An 18,672-nucleotide genomic window follows, 5' to 3' on the forward strand; every position below is an offset into this window, starting at 1 on the left:
GGTGATCATCGGGGCCGCGTGGTCCGGAGAGGCGACGGGTAGGGCTGGCCCGTACGCCGACCGGTCCGCGCGGCTCGCGCGCGGACGCTCACCGAAAGGCCGGGCACGTATGGCACAGCCCTTCGAACTGCCGGATTTCTACGTACCGTATCCGGCCCGACTCAACCCCCATGTCGACGCGGCACGCAGGCACACCCGGGAGTGGGCGCGCCGCATGGGCATGCTGGAGGGGTCGGGGATCTGGGAGCTCGAGGACCTCGAGGCGCACGACTACGCCCTGTTGTGCGCCTACACCCATCCGGACTGTTCGGCGGAGGCGCTGTCGCTGGTCACGGACTGGTACGTGTGGGTGTTCTTCTTCGACGACCACTTCCTGGAGGTCTACAAGCGCACGGGGGACACGGCGGGCGGCAAGGCCTATCTGGACCGGCTGCCGGCGTTCATGCCGCTGGACCCGGAACAGGGCGTCCCCGAGCCGGCCAACCAGGTGGAGGCGGGCCTCGCCGATCTGTGGGCGCGGACGGTGCCGAGCATGTCCGCGGCGTGGCGGGCCAGGTTCGCCGAGGCGACGGAGCATCTGCTCAACGAGTCGCTGTGGGAGCTGCACAACATCAACCAGGGCCGGATCGCGAACCCGGTCGAGTACATCGAGATGCGCCGCAAGGTCGGTGGCGCGCCCTGGTCCGCGGGGCTCGTGGAGTTCGCGGCGGGCGCGGAGGTCCCCGAGCGGGTCGCCGGCTCCCGGGCGATGCGGGTGCTGCGGGACGCGTTCTCCGACGCGGTGCATCTGCGCAACGACCTGTTCTCGTACGAACGGGAGGTCGGCGACGAGGGCGAGAACAGCAACGGCGTCCTGGTGCTGGAGACGTTCCTCGGCTGTTCCACCCAGGAGGCGGCGGACGCGGTCAACGACCTGCTGACGTCGCGGCTCCAGCAGTTCGAGAACACCGCCCTCACCGAAGTCCCGGCGCTCTGCGCGGAGAACGGGCTGGATCCGGCGGAGTGCGCGGCGGTCGCCGCGTACACGAAGGGCCTGCAGGACTGGCAGTCCGGCGGCCATGAGTGGCATCTGCGGTCGAGCCGCTACATGAACAAGGGTGCGGTGACGGGGCCTTCGCTGCCCGGCGGGGTGCTCGGGACGTCGGCCCTGGACGTCAGGACGCTGTTCGGCCGGCCGGCGGCGGCCCGGCCGCGCGGTCTGACGCAGGTCCCGCACCGGCCGACGGGCCCGTCGCTGCTGCCCGACTTCGACTGCCCGTTCCCGCTGACGCTCAGCCCGCACCACGAGGAGGCGCGGCGCCGGTCGGTCGCGTGGGCGAAGCGGATGGGGTTGCTCGGGGACATCTGGGACGAGGCGATGCTCACAGGCTTCGACTTCGCCCTCTGCTCGGCGGGGCTCGACCCGGACGCCACGCCCGAGGAGCTGGAGCTGAGCGCGGAGTGGCTGACGTGGGGCACGTACGGGGACGACTACTACCCTCTGGTGTTCGGCCGCCCCCGCGATCTCCTCGGCGCGAAGGCGTGCACGGAGCGGCTGATGGCGTGTGTGCCGCTCGACGACCCGGCGGCGGGCGCGGCGGTCGCGGTGAGTCCCATGGAACGCTCGCTCGCGGACCTCTGGGCACGGACGGCCGGACCGATGGGACCCGAGGCCCGGGCGGGGCTGAGGCGCGCGCTGGACGTGATGCTGGAGAGCTGGTTGTGGGAGCTGCACAACCAGGCGCAGCACCGGGTGCCCGATCCGGTGGACTACATGGAGATGCGGCGCCGTACCTTCGGGTCGGAGCTGACGATGATGCTGTGCCGGCTCCGGCACGAGGGGGAGCTGCCGCCGGAGATCTACGGGACCGGGACGGTGCGGAGCCTGGAGAACTCCGCGTCGGACTACGCCTGTCTGATCAACGATCTGTTCTCGTACCAGAAGGAGATCGAGATCGAGGGGGAGCTGCACAACGGTGTGCTGGTGGTGCAGAACTTCTTCGGCTGCGACTACCGGGCCGCCGTCGCGATCGTCGATGATCTGATGCGGTCGCGGCTGAGCCAGTTCCTCCATGTCAAGGAGCATGAACTCGCGCTGCTGCGGGAGCAGTTCGGCCTGGACTCCGGGGGCAGGGCGGCGCTTGACTCCTATGTGCGGGAGCTGGAGGACTGGATCGCGGGCATCCTGAACTGGCACCGGGGAGTGCGCCGTTACGGCGCGGAGGACGTGGGGTCGGGCGCGGGTTCGGCGCTGCGGGTCGACGGTCCCCTGGCTCTGGGGATGTCGGCGGCGAGGATCGTCGATCTGCTCCGCGCGGGTGCGGGTGCGGGCCCCGGCGGACCGCGGCCGATGGCCGGCACGCCGACGGGCGTGGCGGGGCCGGGGGTCGGCACGCCGACGGGTGCCGGGCGGCTCTGACCCGGGCGCGTCGGAGGGTGCGACCGGTCGGTGTCCTCGCAGGAGCGCCGTCCACCCGGGGCCGGGGCTCGCGGCGTCCGGTGCGTGCGACCGCCGGGACGGAGGGTGCCCTCGTACGGGGCGTACCCCGACGATCCCGGCGCCGGGGCGCGTACGTGTGCCGGGCGTCGCGGGCTCGGCGGGGCTCTGCGGTCACCGGGCCGGGTCACGCGCCGCGGGGCTGCACGGTGTCGTACGGCTCCGCGGCGTGGACGGAGGCACGGCGGTGCCGGACCAGGCAGCGCGGGAAGGCGGGCGGGGGCGTTCCGCCCGCCGGACGGCCGCGGGCCGGGCGGCGGGTCAGCCCTGCTGGAAGAGTTCCGCGGGCAGGGGCTTCAGCAGGGCGTACAGGTCGTCGGTGATCGGCCGGTCCCAGCTGGCGATGGTGACGAGGACGTTGTCGCTGCGGTCGAACTGCACGCAGGAGATCCGGCTCTCGGAGAGCTTGATCCTGCGTACGATCAGCAGGTTGTCGCCCTGCATGACGGGGACGTCCTCGGTGCCGACGACCGTGACCTCCTCGTCGTTCTCCAGCGCCGCCAGGAGCTGGGCGACCTCGAAGGGGGCCTGTCCCTCGCCGACCTCGCGGGCGGGCGATCCCTCCGGCAGATTGCCGATGATCATCGCGGGACCCCGGCCGCCGAACAGGTCGTAGCGCAGGAAGACGCCCTGGCAGCTGCCGTCGGGCGCGGGGAGCAGCCCGGCTCCCAGATTGCCGGGCCAGTCACCGGGGTCCATGGCCAGGACGTCGAAGTCCGGGCCCGCGGGAGTGGCGGCGCTGCGGCGGCGGAGGAAGGACATGCCGACATGGTACGTGCCCGGGAGGCGCTGCCGCCGACCGGGCACAGGCCCGCACGACACGCCGGAGCGGGGCCGCCCGGCCGGTCGCGCCGGGGCACCGCGGCCTCAGCCGGCGCGCCCCGCCAGCTCCTGCAGGAGGGTGACGGCCTCGTCCACGCGTTCGTACGGAACGAACAGGTGGTCGTGGTGGTGGCCGGCGACGACGTTGCAGCTGATGCCCGCGTCGGCCAGGGCGGTGGCGACAGCGGCGGTGAGGCCGACGGCGTCGAGTGCGGAGTGCACGCGCAGGGTGATCCAGCCGGCGACGTAGTCGTAGGCCAGCCCGGCCGTGTCGGCTTCCTCGCGGCGTACGACGAGGGTCAGGCCCTCGTCCTCGGCGACCGTGACCGCGGGGGCGAGGCCGGGCGGCGGGGCCCCGGTGACGGTGGCGAAGACGTAGCGGCCGGGGTTGAGTTCGGGCCGCATGCCGGTCAGGAGGCGGCCGAGGTCGCGTTCTGGACTCATGATCACCAGCCTAGGCCGCCGCACGAACCGCTCGCGCCCCGCCGGCCCCGCCCCACCCCCGCCGAGGGCCTCCGAACCCAGGATCCATGGAGATCCTGGCGCGGCGCCCTTTCATTCCAAGGTCGACCTCCGGAGTGGCGGCCCGTCCCGCATAGCACTCGGGCCGCCGGCCGGACGTGCGGTCAGGTGAGGTCGAACTCCCCGTGCCGGGCGTTGATGACGAAGGCGCGCCACTCGGCCGGGCTGAAGATCAGTGACGGGCTCCCGGGACGACCGCCGTTCCTCATCGCGATGAAGCCCTCGACGAAGGCGATCTGAACGTCGCCCGCCCCCTGGCTCCCCGACCGCCAGTCCGCCTGGCTGAGGTCGAGATCCGGCTTGTCCCCACCCGAAAGCGGCTGCTCCGTGGTGATGCTCTCGGCCACGTCCCCACTCCTCCCGGTCGTCGTCGGGGGTCAGCGTAGCGAGCGGGGCGGGTGGCGGACAGGCCGCCGCGGAAGGACTCGCCGACCGGCTCCGGGAAGGGCCCTCCGGGGCCGTCCGGAGCGGGGCGTCACCCTGCCCCGGGGCCCGGTGTTCAGGTCGCCGGGGGCTCCGCGCCCACCAGCCACATCGAGAAGAACTGCGAGCCGCCGCCGTACGCGTGGCCGAGGGCCCTGCGGGCCCCGTCCACCTGGTGTGCGCCCGCCCGGCCCCGTACCTGGAGGGCCGCCTCGGCGAAGCGGAGCATTCCGGAGGCGCCGATGGGGTTGGTGGAGAGCACCCCGCCGGACGGGTTCACCGGCAGGTCCCCGTCCAGTTCCGTGGCACCGGACTCGGTGAGCTTCCAGCCCTCGCCCTCCGCCGCGAATCCCAGGTTCTCCAGCCACATCGGCTCGTACCAGGAGAAGGGCACGTACATCTCGACGGCGTCGATCTCGCGGCGCGGGTCGGCGATGCCCGCCTGCCGGTAGACGTCGGCCGCGCAGTCCTTGCCGGCCTGCGGCGACACGAAGTCCTTGCCGGCGAACAGCGTGGGTTCGCTGCGCATCGCGCCGCCGTGCACCCAGGCCGGGGGGTGGGGTGAACGGGCGGCGCCGGCCCGGTCGGTGAGGACCATCGCGCAGGCGCCGTCCGAGGACGGGCAGGTCTCCGAGTACCGGATCGGGTCCCACAGCATCGGGGAGGACTGCACCTTCTCCAGGGTGATGCCGTGCTCGTGGAGATGCGCGTACGGGTTCTTCAGCGCGTTGCGGCGATCCTTGTACGCGACGAGGGAGCCGACGGTGTCGGGCGCGCCGCTGCGGCGCATGTACGCGCGTACGTGCGGTGCGAAGAACCCTCCGGCGCCGGCGAGGAGCGGCTGCTGGAACGGGATGGGCAGCGACAGACCCCACATGGCGTTCGATTCGGACTGCTTTTCGAAGGCGAGGGTGAGGACGGTGTGGTGGACACGGGCCGCCACGAGGTTGGCGGCGACCAGTGCCGTCGAACCGCCGACCGAGCCCGCCGTGTGCACGCGCAGCATGGGTTTGCCGACGGCGCCGAGCGCGTCGGCCAGGTACAGCTCCGGCATCATCACGCCCTCGAAGAAGTCGGGGGCCTTGCCGATGACGACGGCGTCGACGTCGGCCCAGCCGAGTCCGGCGTCGTCGAGGGCGCGCCGCGCGGCCTCGCGGACGAGCCCGGCGATCGAGACGTCGTGGCGGGCCGCGACGTGCTTGGTCTGGCCGACGCCGACGACGGCCACGGGCTCCTTAGCGGACATGCGGCTCTCCTTCGAGGACGGCGACCAGGTTCTGCTGCAGGCAGGGGCCGGAGGTGGCGTGGGCGAGCGCGCGGCCGGAGTCGCCGCGGTGGACGGCGGAGGCGGCCTCGCCGATCCGGACGAGCCCCGCGGCCATGACGGGATTGGCGGCGAGCGCTCCGCCCGAGGCGTTGATCCGTACGGAGTCGTCGAGACGCAGCGCCTTGCGCAGCACGACCTCCTGGGACGTGAACGGGGCGTGCAGCTCCGCGGTGTCGACGGGCCGCGCGAAGGCTCCGGCGCGTTCGGCGGCGAGCCGGGTCGAGGGAGAGTCGGTGAGGTCGCGCACGCCGAGGGCGTGCGGTTCGATGCGGTGGTCCATGCCGCGGATCCAGGCGGGGCGTTCGCACAGCTCCCGGGCCCTGTCACCGGCGGCGAGGACCACCGCCGCGGCGCCGTCGCCGACGGGCGGGCAGTCGCCGGTGCGCAGGGGGCGGACGACGTACCCGCCCTGGGCGCGGGGCCCGCGGAGCTGGGCGTGGGGGTTGTCCTCGGCGTCGCTCCGGCTGCGCGCCGCGATCGCGGCCAGGGCCTGTTCGTCCGTCTCCCCCGCGTCGATGAGCGCCTGGGCCTGGAGGGCGGCCAGGGCGACCGAGTCGGGCCACAGGGGCGCCAGGTAGTACGGGTCGAGCTGGCGGGTGAGCACGTCGCGGACGGAGCCGGGCGAGGACTTGCCGTAGGAGTAGACGAGGGCCGTGTCCGCCTCGCCCGTGAGGAGTGCGACCCACGCCTCGTACAGCGCCCAGGCGCCGTCCGTCTCCACGTGCGACTCCGGGATGGGCGGCCAGGCGCCGACGCCGTCGAGGGCCATCGTGAAGGAGAACGCCCGGCCGGCGAGGTAGTCGGAGGAGCCCGAGCAGGTGAAGCCGATGTCGCCGGTGCGCAGCCCGGTCCGTCCGAGGACGTCGTGGAGCACGGGCATGAGCATCTCGACCTCGGAGAGCTCCTCGCTGCTGCGTACGTGGTCGGTCTGGGAGAAGGCGACGATCGCGACGTCTCGCATGGCTACAGCAGCTCCTTGTAGGTGTCGTAGTCCGCGTCGGGTTCGCCGGTCGGCCGGTAGTGGTCGGGGTGCCGGCCGCTCTCGGTCCAGACCGGTTCGACGCGCAGGCCCATGCGCACCTGGTCGTACGGGATGCCCCCGATGCGGCCGTGGAGTGCCAGGCCGGCGCCGTCGAGGGCGATGTGGGCGTAGACGTACGGCACCTCGATGTCGAGGTTCTTCGCCTTGATGTTGACGATGCAGTACGTGGTGACGGTGCCGCGGGGGCCGACCTCGACCTGCTCGGAGGTGGCGATGCCGCACGTCGGGCAGGCGCCCCGGGGCGGTACGTACACCTTGCGGCAGGAGGGGCAGCGCTCGCCGGTGGTCCGCCGTTCGGCGAGGGCGTTGATGAAGCGGGCCTGGGCGCGGCCGGGCGTGTAGGTGTAGTCGAGCCGGGCCGGTGCGACGATACCGGTCACGGGATCGGCGAACTCGCCGCTGTGGGCGGGTGGTTCGGTCGCCGTGCTCTCGTCGGTGCCGGGGTCCGCCGCCGGGCCCGTCCCGCCGTCCTCGTGCGGCTCGAAGCAGGCGATGTCGGTGATGGCCCCGGCGCGCTCGGCGGCCCAGCGGACGCGGACGCGCATTCCGGAGCGCACGGCGTCGGGGCCGGGGGCGTCGAGTGCGTGGAGGAGGGCGGTGTCGGCGCCGTCGAGCCTGACCAGTACCCAGGCGAACGGGGTGGCGAGCGGCTGGCCCCGTCGCGGTTGCGGATTCCAGGCCCAGGTGGTGACGGTGCCGGCGGTGCCGACCTCGACGAGGTCGCGGATCTCCTCGGCGGTCTCGGGGTCGTACTCGACGGGCGGGACGAGGACCCGGCCGCCCGTCGTCCTGACGCCGAGCACGGTGCGCTCGCGCAGGCCGGTGAGGAAGGCGGACTGGACGGGGCCGAGGGAGCGGGTGAAGGGGAACTCGAGGACGAGCGGGGCGCGCAGCACCTCCGGTGCCGGGTGCGCCTCGGATGCGGGGGTGGCGGACATGGGACTCCTTCTGCCGTTGCGTACGGAGGGCCCTGCGGGTCCCCGGGGCTCCGTGGTGCGCCCGCGCGGGCCGGCGGCCGGGTGGCCGGCGGTGAGGCCGGGCGGCCGGTCGCCGAGGCGGTCAGGCCCGGCGGTACACGGGATCGCGCTTCTCGGCGAAGGCGCGGGCGCCCTCCTTCGCGTCGGCGGTGTCGAAGACCGGCCAGCCGCGCTTCAGTTCGGCCGCCAGTCCTTCGGTCTCGGTCATCTCGGCCGTCTCGTACACGGACGCCTTGACCGCCTCCACGGCGAGCGGCCCGCAGGAGTTGATCCTCCCGGCGATGTCCAGGGCCCGCTCCAGCGCCGTTCCGTCGGGCACGACGCTGCCGACGAGTCCGATCCGCTCCGCCTCGGCGGCCGTGTAGGGGCGGCCGGTGAGCAGCATCTCGAGTGCGTGGGTACGCGGGATCTGCCGCTGGAGCCGTACGGTCGAGCCGCCGATCGGGAACAGGCCCCTGCGGACCTCGAACAGCCCGAACACGGCACCCTCCCCGGCCACCCGGATGTCCGTGCCCTGGAGGATCTCCGTGCCGCCGGCCACGCAGGGGCCCTCGACCGCGGCGACGACCGGCTTGCGGGGTCGGTGGTGGCGGAGCATCGCCTTCCAGTGGAGGTCGGGATCGGCCTTGAGCCGGTCCCGGTACCCCTGCCCCTCCATCCCCCTGCCGGCCAGGGCCTTGAGGTCCATGCCGGCGCAGAAGGAGCCGCCCGCGCCGGTCAGGACGACGGATCGGACGCCGTCGTCCGCGTCGGCCTCCAGCCATGCGTCGTACAGCCCCACCAGCATGGGCAGCGACAGCGCGTTCCTGGCTTCCGGCCGGTTCAGTGTGAGCACCAGGGTGGCGCCCTCGCGCTGCACGGTGAGGTGTTCCGTACCCGTCATGACCGTCCTCCCGTCTCAAGACCTAGAACAGGTTGCAGGAGCCCGGGGAGCAGTTCAATAGTTTTCTGACAGTCAGTCAGTTTTCTTCTGCGGCACCTCTTCCCTGTTGTGCGCGGCGGCGCTCTAATGACCGCTCCGAGGCGGTTGCGCCGCACGGGCCGGGGTCAGGAGGAACGGTGGAGTACAACCTTGCCGACCTGTTCGAGTCGGTCGTCGACGTGGTGCCGGACCGCGAGGCGCTCCTCTACCTCGACCATCCCGGCACGGGTGCGGAGCGCCGGCTGACCTATGCGCAGCTCGACGCGGCGGCCAACCGGATCGCCCATCATCTCGCCGACGCGGGGCTGAAACCCGGGGAGCACCTCGGGCTGCACCTCTACAACGGCGTCGAGTACCTGCAGACGGTCCTGGGCTGCCTCAAGGCCCGGCTCGTCCCCGTCAACGTGAACTACCGCTATGTGGAGGAGGAACTGGTCTACCTCTACCGCGACGCGGACCTCGCCGCGCTCGTCTTCGACGCCGAGTTCACCGGCCGGGTGGCCGCCGCGCTCCCGCGGACGGAGAAGCTGCGGCACCTCGTGCGCGTCGGCGCACCGGGCCGGGACGCGCCGGACCTCGACTGCACGGCGTTCACGGACGCCGAGGCGTCCGGCTCGCCGGAGCGCGGCTTCGGCGCGCGCTCGGCGGACGACCAGTTCATCATCTACACGGGCGGCACGACGGGGATGCCCAAGGGCGTGATGTGGCGCCAGGAGGACCTCTTCTTCGCCGGGCTCGGCGGCGGCGCACCGACCGGTGAACCGGTGAAGCGGCCGGAGGAGCTGGCGGAGCGGGTCGCCGCGGCCGGCGACGGCATCACCTTCTTCCCCACTCCCCCGCTGATGCACGGCACGTCGACGCTGACCTCCTTCATCGGGTTCGGCTTCGGCCAGCGGGTGGTGCTGCACCGCAAGTACGTGCCCGAGGAGGTGCTGCGCACGATCGAGCGGGAGCGGGTGACGTCGGTGTCGCTGGTGGGCGACGCGATGCTGCGGCCGCTGGTCGACGCGCTGAACGGCCCGCTGAAGGGCACGGACCTGTCGTCGCTGTTCAGTGTGTCGTCCTCCGGCGCGATCATGTCCGAGACCGTGCGCGAGCAGTTCAGGGCGCTGGCGCCGCAGGTGATGCTCCTGGACAACTTCGGCTCGTCGGAGTCCGGTTTCAACGGCACGGCCACGGAGGACTCGGGTCCGGAGAAGGGGTTCCGGCTGCGGGTCAACCACCGTACGCAGGTGGTCGATCCGGTGACGCACGAGCCGGTCGCGGTGGGCGAGCCGGGCCGTATCGCCCAGCGTGGCCATGTGCCGCTCGGCTACTACAACGACCCGGCCAAGACGGCCGAGACCTTCTTCCGCAGGGGCGACGAGCGCTGGGTGCTGCTCGGCGACATGGCCACGGTGGACGAGGAAGGCGTGGTCACCGTGCTCGGGCGCGGGTCCCAGTGCATCAACACCGGCGGGGAGAAGGTCTATCCGGAGGAGGTCGAGCAGGCGCTGAAGGCCCATCCGGACGTCTACGACGCACTGGTCGCCGGCGTTCCCGACGCGAAGTGGGGCAACCACGTGGCCGCTGTCGTGCAGCTGCGGGAGGGGGCGCCCGCGCTGGACCTGGAGTCCGTGCAGGCGCACTGCCGCAGCCGGCTGGCGGGGTACAAGATCCCGCGGCAGCTGGTCCTCGCTCCCGCCATCCAGCGGTCCCCGAGCGGCAAGGCGGACTACCGCTGGGCACGTGCGGTCGCCGCGGCCGCCGGCGGGACCGGGACGGACTGAGCCGGCCCGTCGCCGGGGGCGGACCAGGACGAACCGGCCCGGGTCCGGAGCGTGCAGGCCCGGACCCCGCCCCGGACACCACCGGACGCCCCGCGCACCGCATGCGTCACTCGCGTTGAGCACGGTCGTGCGGCCGTACGTATTCCCCGGCAGGGAGCAGCGAGCCACCTCCGGAGGACCCCCATGGCCGAAGCCGGCAGCAACGTCACCGAGCTCTTCCGCACGTCCACGGCGCACAGCCCGTCGTACGCGGCGCTGAGCCGGGCCGCCGGTGACCGGCAGCCGATCACCGACTTCTGCATCCCCTGCAACCCGTACTTCCCGACACCCGAGATGTTCGACGCGCTGGGCGACCGGCTGCGGGAGATCCTCACCTACTACCCCAGCAGCGCGGACACGATCACCGCGGAGCTGTGCTCCGTGCTGGGACTCAATCCGCAGACCGTGGCCATGGGCAACGGCTCCACCGAGCTGATCACCTGGATCGACCATCTCCTGGTGCGCGAGTCGCTGGCGGTGCCGGTGCCGACGTTCGGCCGCTGGACCGACCAGCCGATGGAGACCGGCAAACGCGTGGACATGTTCCCCCTGCCCGAGTCCCACGGCTTCGCGCTCGACCCGGCGTCGTTCGTCGACTTCGTCCGCTCGCGCGGCTCCCGCACCGCCGTCATCTGCAACCCGAACAACCCCGACGGCGGCCTGCTGCCGCGGCACGGCGTCCTCGCCCTGCTCGACCAGCTCCAGGACCTGGACCTGGTCGTCGTGGACGAGTCGTTCCTGGAGTTCGCCGACGCGGAGGCGGACGCCAGTGTCGTCGGCGACGCGGTGCTGCGGCCCAACACGATCGTGCTGAGGAGCCTGGGCAAGAACTTCGGGCTGCACGGGGTGCGCTTCGGCTATCTCGTCGCCAACCCGGGGCTCGCCGGGCGGGTGCGGGCCGCGCTGCCCAAGTGGAACCTCAACTCCTTGGCGGAGACCGTGGTGTTCATGCTGAAGGAGCACCGGCTGGAGTACGCGCACAGTCTGCGGCTGGTGCAGCGCGACCGCCAGGAGATGATCTGGCACCTGAGCCGGCTGCCGGGGCTCACCGTGTACCCGTCGCAGGGCAACTTCGTGTACGTGCGGCTCCCGGAGGGGGCCGACGGCGCGCTGCTGCGGGACCGGCTGCTGGAGGAGCACGGCGTGCTGGTGCGGGAGTGCGGCAACAAGATCGGCAGCTCCAGCAGATATCTGCGGCTCGTGGTGCGGCCGCAGCCGGACGTCCAGCGGCTGGTGGCCGGGCTGGAGCGGACGCTGTACGGGGCGCCGCACACGACCGGCCCGGCGCTGCTGCCCGACAGCCGGGCCCAGGAGCCCGGCCAGGCCCTCGTGCCGGCCGGCCGGCATCCCGGCCCCATGCCCATGCACGCCCACGCCGCGCCGGCCCACGCGCTGCCGTACGGCTCCGGTACGGCGGCGGTGGACCGGCTGGTGCAGGGAGCCTGAAGCCCGGACCGGGCGACGGCCGCCTCCCTCCGCGTCCCGGCACAACTCCGTTGCCGCGCCGGCCCGCCCGGTGCTGGACTGACCGGATGGATCGACATGACGCGGTACTCGCGCGGTACGACAGGCAGATGCGGCGGGGCGCGGTGGCGGACGGGCCGGGGGCACGGGTCGAGCACGTGGGCGGGGTCGTCCGGCAGACCGCCGGGCACGGCGGCTGGAACGGGGTCCTCTGGTCGGACCTGGACACGGCGACGGCCGACGCCGCGGTCGCGGAGCAGGTGCGCCACTTCACCTCCCTCGGGCGGGAGTTCGAGTGGAAGCTGTACGGGCACGATCTGCCCGCCGACCTGGGGGACCGGCTGCTCGCCGCCGGATTCGTGCGGGAGCCCGCCGAGACGCTGATGGTCGCCCCCGCCGCCGGTCTCCGGGACCTCGAGGTGGAGCTCCCCGCGGGCGTGGAGCTCCGCGAGGTGACGGACGCCGACGGAGTGGAGCTCGCGGTACGCGGGTACGGGCGGGCGTTCGGCACCGACGGCTCCTGGCTGCGGGAGCACCTGCTGACGCAGCTGTCGTCGGAGCGGCGGACCGTGGTGGCCGTGGTGGCGACGGCCGACGGGGAGCCGGTCGGCTCCTCGCGGCTGGAGCTGGCACCGGGCCGGGACTTCGCGGGTCTGTGGAGCGGCGGCACGGTGCCCGAGTGGCGCGGCCGCGGCCTGTACCGGGCGTCGGTGGCCTTCCGCGCGCGTCTCGCGGCCGAGCGGGGCCACCGCTTCCTCCAGGTGGACGCGCTGCCGACGAGCCGGCCGATCCTGGAACGGCTGGGCTTCACCGCGCTGAGCACGACGACACCGTTCCTGTACCGGCCGCAGACGCCGGCACGGGTTCGCTGACCCGGGGCACGGCCGGCTCCTCGCGGGCGGTCAGCCCGTGGAGAGGCCCTCCGCCGCCCGGGCCAGGGCCTCCAGGACCGGGCTGAGCAGCGGATGGCTCTCGGCGCCGCGCCGCACCGCCGCGAAGACGCGCCGGGTGGCGGCGGGGCCCGCGACGGGAAGCACGACGGTGTCCTTCAGCTCCATGCCGCGCAGGGCCGAGCGGGGTACGAGGGCCACTCCGGCGCCCGCGCCGGCCAGTGCCACCACGGCCCGGAAGTCGTCGGAGGAATGGGTGAGGCGCGGCTGGAAGCCGGCGAGTTCGCAGGCCAGGAGCATGACGTCATGGCAGGGGTTGCCGGGGTACTGGCCGATCCAGTCGCTGTCGGCGAGGGCGGCGAGCTCGACCTGGCCGCTGTCCGCGAGGGGATGGCCGCAGTGCAGCACCGCGTCGAAGGGCTCCGCGTAGAGCGGGACCCGGGCGAGTCGGCGGTCGTCCTCGCGCGGGGCGCCCCGGTACTCCACTGCCAGGGCCAGATCCGCGTCCCCGTCGATGACCATGGGCAGGCTCTCGTCGCCCTCGGCGTCCCGGACGCGTACCCGGATCCCGGGGTGGTCCTGGGCGAGCCGTCCGATGGCCGGGGCCAGCACCTCGGCGATCCCGGTGGCGAAGGAGGCGACGGTGACCTCGCCGGCGGCGCCGCCCGCGTACGCGGCGAGCTCCGCCTCCGCCCGTTCCAGCTGGGAGAGCACGGCGTGGGCGTGGCCGAGGAGGATCTCGCCGGCCGCGGTGAGCCGGACGCCCCGGCCGCTGCGGACGAGCAGGGTGTGGCCGGTCTCCTGCTCCAGCGCGGCGAGCTGCTGGGAGACGGCCGACGGGGTCAGATACAGCGCCGCGGCCGCGGCGGTCACCGTACGGTGGTCCGCCACGGCGCGCAGAATGCGGAGCCTGCGAGGGTCGATCACCCGGCCATTGTCGCCCGGGCGTCGACGAACGCCGCCACCGCCCGCTCCACGTCCTCGGTGGAGTGCGCGGCGGACAGCTGCACCCGGATGCGGGCCTGGCCCATGGGGACGACCGGGTACGAGAAGCCGATCACGTAGACGCCCCGTTCCAGCAGCAGCTCCGCCATGCGGCCCGCCTCGGCCGCGTCGCCGATCATGACGGGGGCGATCGCGTGGTCGCCGGGGAGGATCTCGAAGCCCTCCTCGGTCATCCGGCGGCGGAACAGCGCGGTGTTCGCACGGAGCTTGTCGCGCAGGTCGCCCGCGGACTCCAGCAGGTCGAGGACCGTGAGGGAGGCGGCGGCGATGACCGGGGCGAGGGAGTTCGAGAACAGGTACGGGCGGGAGCGCTGGCGCAGCAGCTCGACAATCTCGGCGCGGGCCGCGACGTAACCGCCGGAGGCGCCGCCGAGGGCCTTGCCGAGGGTGCCGGTGATGATGTCGACGCGGTCCATGACGCCGTGCAGCTCGGGGGTGCCGCGGCCGCCGGCGCCGACGAAGCCGACGGCGTGCGAGTCGTCGACCATGACCATGGCGTCGTACCGGTCGGCCAGGTCGCAGATCTCCGTCAGCGGCGCCACGTAGCCGTCCATGGAGAACACGCCGTCGGTGACGATGAGCTTGCGGCGGGCGCCGCCGTCGGACGCCTCCTTGAGGCGGGCCTCCAGCTCGGCCATGTCGCGGTTGGCGTAGCGGAAGCGGGCCGCCTTCGACAGGCGGATGCCGTCGATGATGCTGGCGTGGTTGAGCGCGTCGGAGATGACGGCGTCCTCCGGGCCGAGGAGGGTCTCGAAGACACCGCCGTTGGCGTCGAAGCAGGAGGAGTAGAGGATCGTGTCCTCCTGGCCGAGGAACGCGGAAAGGCGCCGCTCGAGCTCCTTGTGGACCTCCTGGGTGCCGCAGATGAAGCGGACCGAGGCCATGCCGTAGCCCCAGCGGTCGAGGGCTTCCTTGCCGGCGGCGACGACCTGCGGGTGGTCGGCGAGGCCCAGGTAGTTGTTGGCGCAGAAGTTCAGCACCTCGCCGGGGGCTCCGCCTGCGGTGACGGCCACCGAGGCCGACTGGGGGGTGCCGATGACCCGCTCGGGCTTGTGGAGGCCGGCGGCGCGGATCTCGTCGAGGGTGGCGCGGAGGTCGTCGCGCACGGAGGCGTACATGCGGGGTGCTCCCTTGGGGTGTGGCTGCGGGCGAGTGGCGGAGGGCGCGGACGGGCCCGGCGCACGGGCCGGGCCCGGGATCAGGCGGTCCAGTCGAGGATGATCTTGCCGCTGCGGGCGGTGGCGGCCTCGTCGAAGGCCGCGTCGAAGTCCTGGTAGCCGTAGCTGCCGGTGATCACGGGGCCGAGGTCGAGCCCGCCCTCCAGCAGCACCGTCATCGCGTACCAGGTCTCGAACATCTCGCGGCCGTAGATGCCCTTGATCGTGATCATCGAGGTGACGATCTTCGACCAGTCGACGGCGAACTCCTGCGCGGGCAGGCCCAGCATCGCGATCCGGCCGCCGTGGGTCATGTTGTCGATCATGTCGCGGACGGCCTCGGGACGGCCGGACATCTCCAGACCGACGTCGAAGCCCTCCTTGAGCCCGAGCGTGCGCTGCGCCTGGGCGATGTCGGACTCGGCGACATTGACGGCCAGGGTGGCGCCCACCTTGCGGGCCAGCTCCAGGCGGGGCTCGCTCACGTCGGTGACCACGACGTTGCGGGCGCCCGCGTGGCGCGCGACGGCCGCCGCCATCACGCCGATCGGGCCGGCGCCCGTGATCAGGACGTCCTCCCCGACGAGCGGGAAGGAGAGTGCGGTGTGGACCGCGTTGCCGAACGGGTCGAAGATCGCGGCGATGTCGAGGTCGACCTGGGTGCGGTGCACCCAGACGTTCGACGCGGGCAGGGAGACGTACTCGGCGAACGCCCCGTCGCGGCCGACACCGAGCCCGACCGTGCTGCGGCACAGGTGGCGGCGGCCGGCCAGGCAGTTGCGGCACTTCCCGCAGACCAGATGGCCCTCACCGCTCACCAGGTCGCCGACCGCGACGTCCTCGACGTCCGCACCGACGGCGGCGACCTCGCCGACGAACTCGTGTCCCGCCACGAGCGGCGTGGAGATCGTCTGCTGCGCCCAGCCGTCCCAGGAGCGGATGTGGAGGTCGGTCCCGCAGATGCCGGTGCGCAGGACCTTGATCAGCACGTCGCCGGGGCCGTACTCGGGCTCGGGGACGTCCATGAGCCACAGCCCGGGCTCGGCGTGCTGCTTGACGAGTGCCTTCATGAGTGCGGCTCCAGGCATGGCGGGAGGGGTTGACCAGGCATGACGGCCCGGCCGGCGGTGACGCGCACCAATCTGCCGAGCCTTGGGCGTTCAGTCCATCGAGATCTTCTTAAGCGGGCCGACAGCAGAGCTTCACGGCGGGCGTCCGTCCGCCTCCAGGAAGGCGGTGACGGTACGGCGGAAGGCGTCCGGGTCGTCCAGCCAGGGATAGTGGCCGGCGCCGGGCTGCACGGCCGCCGTGCCCCGCGGGAACAGCGCGGCGATCTCGTGCGCCCGGGCGGGGGTCGGTCCGCCGTCGTACTCCCCGGCGAGGACGAGGACGGGAGCCTCCCACGCGGACAGGGCCTCGCGCGTGGCGGCCGGATCGAACGCACCTTCGGAGTAGTAGACGCCGCGCGCCCGGGGGTTCGTCTGGTGCGCGTCGTCCGCCGCGTGCTCCCGGGCGGCGGCGTCCCAGCGGCCGTACAGGAACGGCACGATGTCCGGCCAGAGGTCGTCGAGCTCCGCCCCGCCGAGGAACGCCTCCCAGGCGGCGCTGCCCGCCTCGAACCACGGCTCGCCCCGGCGCAGCGCGACCGCGCCGCGCCAGTCCGCCTCGGTGGCCTCGATGCCGAGCGCGCGGGTGCCGGGGGCGACGAGGGTCAGGGAGCGTACCCGCCCGGGATGCGCCGCCGCGTACAGCAGGGCGAGGTTGCCGCCCGCGGAGTGGGCGAGGAGATCGGCGCGGTCGAGTCCGAGGTGCTCGCGCAGTGCCTCGACGTCGTCGACGAGCCGGTCGCAGCGGTACGTCGTCTCGTCGATCGGGACGGCCGAGTCGCCGGTGCCCCGCAGGTCGAACCGTACGAGCCCCCGGTGCGCGGTGAGACCGCCGAGATCGCCGAGGTACGCCGAGGCGCGCATGGGGCCGCCGGGCAGACAGAGGAGCGGGGCGCCCCCGCCCTCGGCGTGGTAGGCGAGCGCCGTGCCGTCGTGGGCGCTGAAGGTCGGCATACGGTGATCCTCTCCGGGCGGCGGCGATCCCGCCAACGGATCGGGTGGTCCCCGGAGCGCCCCTTGCGGCCGGCGGGCGGCCCCGCGGTGCCGATCCCTTGACGCCCGGCCGGGGGGCTGGATTACTGATCCCGGACAGCTCGACCGAATGATCGGTCGCCCGGTTTGCGAGTGACACGGGAGTCATCCGTATGACGGATCGGACGGACCTGACGGAGCCGACGGAGCCGACGGCAGCGGCGGACCTGCTGGACGCCGGCGAGCGCCTCGGCCGCGACGAGCTGCGGGCCCTGCAGCTCGAACGGCTGAGGACGACCCTGCGCCACGCGTACGAGAACGTCGGGTTCTACCGGGAGGCGTTCGACAAGGCCGGGCTGCGGCCCGAGGACTGCCGCTCGCTCGAGGACCTGGCCCGCTTCCCCTTCACCGCCAAGGCCGATCTGCGCGACAACTACCCGTTCGGCATGTTCGCCGTGGAGCAGTCGCGGGTGCGCCGCGTCCACGCCTCCAGCGGCACGACCGGGCGACCCACGGTGGTCGGCTACACCGACCGGGACCTGGACACCTGGGCGGACGTGGTGGCCCGCTCCATCCGCGCCGCCGGCGGCCGGCCGGGCCACAAGGTCCATGTCGCGTACGGGTACGGCCTGTTCACGGGCGGGCTCGGCGCGCATTACGGCGCGGAGCGGCTCGGCTGCACGGTGATCCCGGCGTCGGGCGGGATGACGGCCCGGCAGGTGCAGCTGATCCAGGACTTCCGGCCCGAGATCATCATGGTGACCCCGTCGTACATGCTGACGCTGCTGGACGAGTTCGAGCGGCAGGGCGTCGATCCGCGTTCCACCTCCCTGCGGGTGGGGATATTCGGCGCGGAACCGTGGACGGAGGAGATGCGGCGGGAGATCGAGGAGCGCTTCGCGATCGACGCGGTCGACATCTACGGGCTGTCGGAGGTGATGGGGCCGGGGGTGGCCCAGGAGTGCGTGGAGACCAAGGACGGACTGCACATCTGGGAGGACCACTTCTATCCGGAGGTGGTGGACCCCTTCACGGGCGAGGTGCTGCCGGACGGCGAGGAGGGCGAGTTGGTCTTCACCTCGCTCACCAAGGAGGCCATGCCGGTGATCCGGTACCGGACGCGGGATCTGACGCGGCTGCTGCCGGGGACCGCCCGGGCGTTCCGGCGGATGGAGAAGGTCACCGGGCGCAGCGACGACATGATCATCCTGCGCGGGGTGAACCTCTTCCCGACCCAGATCGAGGAGATCGTGCTCCGCACGCCGGGGGTCGCCCCGCACTTCCAGCTGCGACTGACGCGGGAGGGCCGGATGGACGCCCTCACGGTCCGGGCCGAGGCACGCGAGGGTGTGTCACCGGAGCAGCGGGAGGCGGCGGCCCGGGGGATCGCGGCGGCGGTCAAGGACGGGATCGGGGTGTCCGTCGGGGTCGAGGTCGTCGATCCGGAGACGCTGGAGCGGTCCGTCGGCAAGATCAAGCGGATCGTCGATCTGCGCTGAGCCCGCGGGCGCGGCGGGGCGGTTCGCAGGCGGGCGTGGCCCGGCAGCCACGGGGCCGCGGAGCCGCCCTGCGGTGCGGGGGAACCGCGCGCCGATCGGAGGGAGCGGTGCGGGGAACCGGGCGCCGGGCGATCGAACGGCGGCACCGGGGCGCCGATCGGAGAGTGCCGCGCGACCGCCGGCGATCGGAGGGCGCCGGGCGAAGGCCGGCGCCGGGGCGCCGTGCACCCGAACGGGCGCCACGCTTTGCGGGTCACGCG

The 18,672-nt window shown here is 73.1% G+C and carries 16 protein-coding genes; 5 read left to right on the forward strand and 11 right to left on the reverse strand.

Going from position 1 to position 18,672, the window contains the following annotated elements; genetic code table 11:
• Window positions 1–109: 109 nt before the first annotated feature.
• Window positions 110–2,398 (forward strand): terpene synthase family protein, encoded by a 2,289-nt coding sequence (locus QRN89_RS02240; RefSeq protein ID WP_290347642.1) that lies wholly within the window; start codon window positions 110–112, stop codon window positions 2,396–2,398.
• A 339-nt stretch (window positions 2,399–2,737) separates the two neighbouring features.
• On the opposite strand, the gene QRN89_RS02245 is transcribed toward QRN89_RS02240, so the two are convergent.
• The 7 genes from QRN89_RS02245 to QRN89_RS02275 all read right to left on the reverse strand — a co-directional run bounded on the left by QRN89_RS02245 (window position 2,738) and on the right by QRN89_RS02275 (window position 8,472).
• Window positions 2,738–3,238, reverse strand: coding sequence for a hypothetical protein (locus QRN89_RS02245; RefSeq protein WP_290347643.1), 501 nt, complete (start codon window positions 3,236–3,238; stop codon window positions 2,738–2,740).
• Between the two features lie 105 nt (window positions 3,239–3,343).
• Window positions 3,344–3,742: an ACT domain-containing protein gene (locus QRN89_RS02250; RefSeq protein WP_290347644.1), complete on the reverse strand. Its 399-nt coding sequence runs from the start codon at window positions 3,740–3,742 to the stop codon at window positions 3,344–3,346.
• Between the two features lie 182 nt (window positions 3,743–3,924).
• A complete protein-coding gene (locus tag QRN89_RS02255; protein WP_290347645.1) occupies window positions 3,925–4,167 on the reverse strand; it encodes a DUF397 domain-containing protein in 243 nt (80 codons plus the stop codon).
• 152 nt (window positions 4,168–4,319) lie between these two features.
• Window positions 4,320–5,489 carry a thiolase family protein gene (locus QRN89_RS02260; protein ID WP_290347646.1) on the reverse strand — a complete coding sequence of 390 codons (1,170 nt, stop codon included), beginning with the start codon at window positions 5,487–5,489 and terminating at the stop codon, window positions 4,320–4,322.
• The gene (locus QRN89_RS02265; RefSeq protein ID WP_290347647.1) at window positions 5,479–6,531 is read right to left on the reverse strand and encodes a thiolase family protein; all 1,053 of its coding nucleotides are present in this window, start codon (window positions 6,529–6,531) and stop codon (window positions 5,479–5,481) included. The genes QRN89_RS02260 and QRN89_RS02265 overlap by 11 nt, the downstream gene beginning before the upstream one ends.
• Before the next feature lie 2 nt (window positions 6,532–6,533).
• Entirely contained in the window at window positions 6,534–7,550 is a 1,017-nt protein-coding gene (locus tag QRN89_RS02270) for a Zn-ribbon domain-containing OB-fold protein (protein ID WP_290347648.1), read from the reverse strand.
• A gap of 121 nt (window positions 7,551–7,671) precedes the next feature.
• Complete coding sequence (locus QRN89_RS02275; protein WP_290347649.1) at window positions 7,672–8,472, reverse strand: crotonase/enoyl-CoA hydratase family protein; 801 nt, start codon at window positions 8,470–8,472, stop codon at window positions 7,672–7,674.
• A 176-nt stretch (window positions 8,473–8,648) separates the two neighbouring features.
• On the opposite strand from QRN89_RS02275, the gene QRN89_RS02280 reads away from it, so the two are divergent.
• From QRN89_RS02280 to QRN89_RS02290, 3 genes are all read left to right on the forward strand, one after another.
• Window positions 8,649–10,280: an acyl-CoA synthetase gene (locus tag QRN89_RS02280; protein WP_290347650.1), complete on the forward strand. Its 1,632-nt coding sequence runs from the start codon at window positions 8,649–8,651 to the stop codon at window positions 10,278–10,280.
• Window positions 10,281–10,463: 183 nt separating this feature from the next.
• Window positions 10,464–11,765 (forward strand): pyridoxal phosphate-dependent aminotransferase, encoded by a 1,302-nt coding sequence (locus QRN89_RS02285; RefSeq protein ID WP_290347651.1) that lies wholly within the window; start codon window positions 10,464–10,466, stop codon window positions 11,763–11,765.
• Between the two features lie 86 nt (window positions 11,766–11,851).
• Entirely contained in the window at window positions 11,852–12,655 is an 804-nt protein-coding gene (locus tag QRN89_RS02290; RefSeq protein ID WP_290347652.1) for a GNAT family N-acetyltransferase, read from the forward strand.
• Window positions 12,656–12,685: 30 nt separating this feature from the next.
• Here the strand turns inward: QRN89_RS02290 and QRN89_RS02295 are convergent, their stop codons facing one another.
• From QRN89_RS02295 to QRN89_RS02310, 4 genes are all read right to left on the reverse strand, one after another.
• A complete protein-coding gene (locus QRN89_RS02295) occupies window positions 12,686–13,600 on the reverse strand; it encodes a LysR family transcriptional regulator (protein WP_290347653.1) in 915 nt (304 codons plus the stop codon).
• Entirely contained in the window at window positions 13,597–14,796 is a 1,200-nt protein-coding gene (locus QRN89_RS02300) for a glycine C-acetyltransferase (protein ID WP_290347654.1), read from the reverse strand. The genes QRN89_RS02295 and QRN89_RS02300 overlap by 4 nt, the downstream gene beginning before the upstream one ends.
• A gap of 80 nt (window positions 14,797–14,876) precedes the next feature.
• Entirely contained in the window at window positions 14,877–15,905 is a 1,029-nt protein-coding gene (gene tdh / locus QRN89_RS02305) for an L-threonine 3-dehydrogenase (protein ID WP_290347655.1), read from the reverse strand.
• Between the two features lie 132 nt (window positions 15,906–16,037).
• Entirely contained in the window at window positions 16,038–16,895 is an 858-nt protein-coding gene (locus tag QRN89_RS02310) for an alpha/beta fold hydrolase (RefSeq protein WP_290347656.1), read from the reverse strand.
• Between the two features lie 191 nt (window positions 16,896–17,086).
• Here QRN89_RS02310 and paaK point away from each other — a divergent pair, with 191 nt between their 5' ends.
• On the forward strand, window positions 17,087–18,412 hold the full coding sequence (paaK, locus tag QRN89_RS02315) for a phenylacetate--CoA ligase PaaK (RefSeq protein WP_290347657.1): 1,326 nt from the start codon (window positions 17,087–17,089) through the stop codon (window positions 18,410–18,412).
• The last annotated feature ends 260 nt before the right edge of the window (window positions 18,413–18,672 follow it).

It is taken from the genome of Streptomyces sp. HUAS CB01, from assembly GCF_030406905.1.
Classification (GTDB): domain Bacteria; phylum Actinomycetota; class Actinomycetes; order Streptomycetales; family Streptomycetaceae; genus Streptomyces; species Streptomyces chengbuensis.

Excerpts from the sequence above, each read along its gene's own strand:
- QRN89_RS02290 (WP_290347652.1), top strand. The coding sequence starts at position 11,852 with ATGGATCGACATGACGCGGTACTCGCGCGGTACGACAGGCAGATGCGG.
- QRN89_RS02270 (WP_290347648.1), bottom strand. The coding sequence starts at position 7,550 with ATGTCCGCCACCCCCGCATCCGAGGCGCACCCGGCACCGGAGGTGCTG.
- QRN89_RS02310 (WP_290347656.1), bottom strand. The coding sequence starts at position 16,895 with ATGCCGACCTTCAGCGCCCACGACGGCACGGCGCTCGCCTACCACGCC.
- QRN89_RS02245 (WP_290347643.1), bottom strand. The coding sequence starts at position 3,238 with ATGTCCTTCCTCCGCCGCCGCAGCGCCGCCACTCCCGCGGGCCCGGAC.
- QRN89_RS02285 (WP_290347651.1), top strand. The coding sequence starts at position 10,464 with ATGGCCGAAGCCGGCAGCAACGTCACCGAGCTCTTCCGCACGTCCACG.
- QRN89_RS02300 (WP_290347654.1), bottom strand. The coding sequence starts at position 14,796 with ATGTACGCCTCCGTGCGCGACGACCTCCGCGCCACCCTCGACGAGATC.
- QRN89_RS02275 (WP_290347649.1), bottom strand. The coding sequence starts at position 8,472 with ATGACGGGTACGGAACACCTCACCGTGCAGCGCGAGGGCGCCACCCTG.
- QRN89_RS02265 (WP_290347647.1), bottom strand. The coding sequence starts at position 6,531 with ATGCGAGACGTCGCGATCGTCGCCTTCTCCCAGACCGACCACGTACGC.
- QRN89_RS02250 (WP_290347644.1), bottom strand. The coding sequence starts at position 3,742 with ATGAGTCCAGAACGCGACCTCGGCCGCCTCCTGACCGGCATGCGGCCC.
- paaK (WP_290347657.1), top strand. The coding sequence starts at position 17,087 with ATGACGGATCGGACGGACCTGACGGAGCCGACGGAGCCGACGGCAGCG.
- QRN89_RS02260 (WP_290347646.1), bottom strand. The coding sequence starts at position 5,489 with ATGTCCGCTAAGGAGCCCGTGGCCGTCGTCGGCGTCGGCCAGACCAAG.
- QRN89_RS02240 (WP_290347642.1), top strand. The coding sequence starts at position 110 with ATGGCACAGCCCTTCGAACTGCCGGATTTCTACGTACCGTATCCGGCC.
- tdh (WP_290347655.1), bottom strand. The coding sequence starts at position 15,905 with ATGAAGGCACTCGTCAAGCAGCACGCCGAGCCCGGGCTGTGGCTCATG.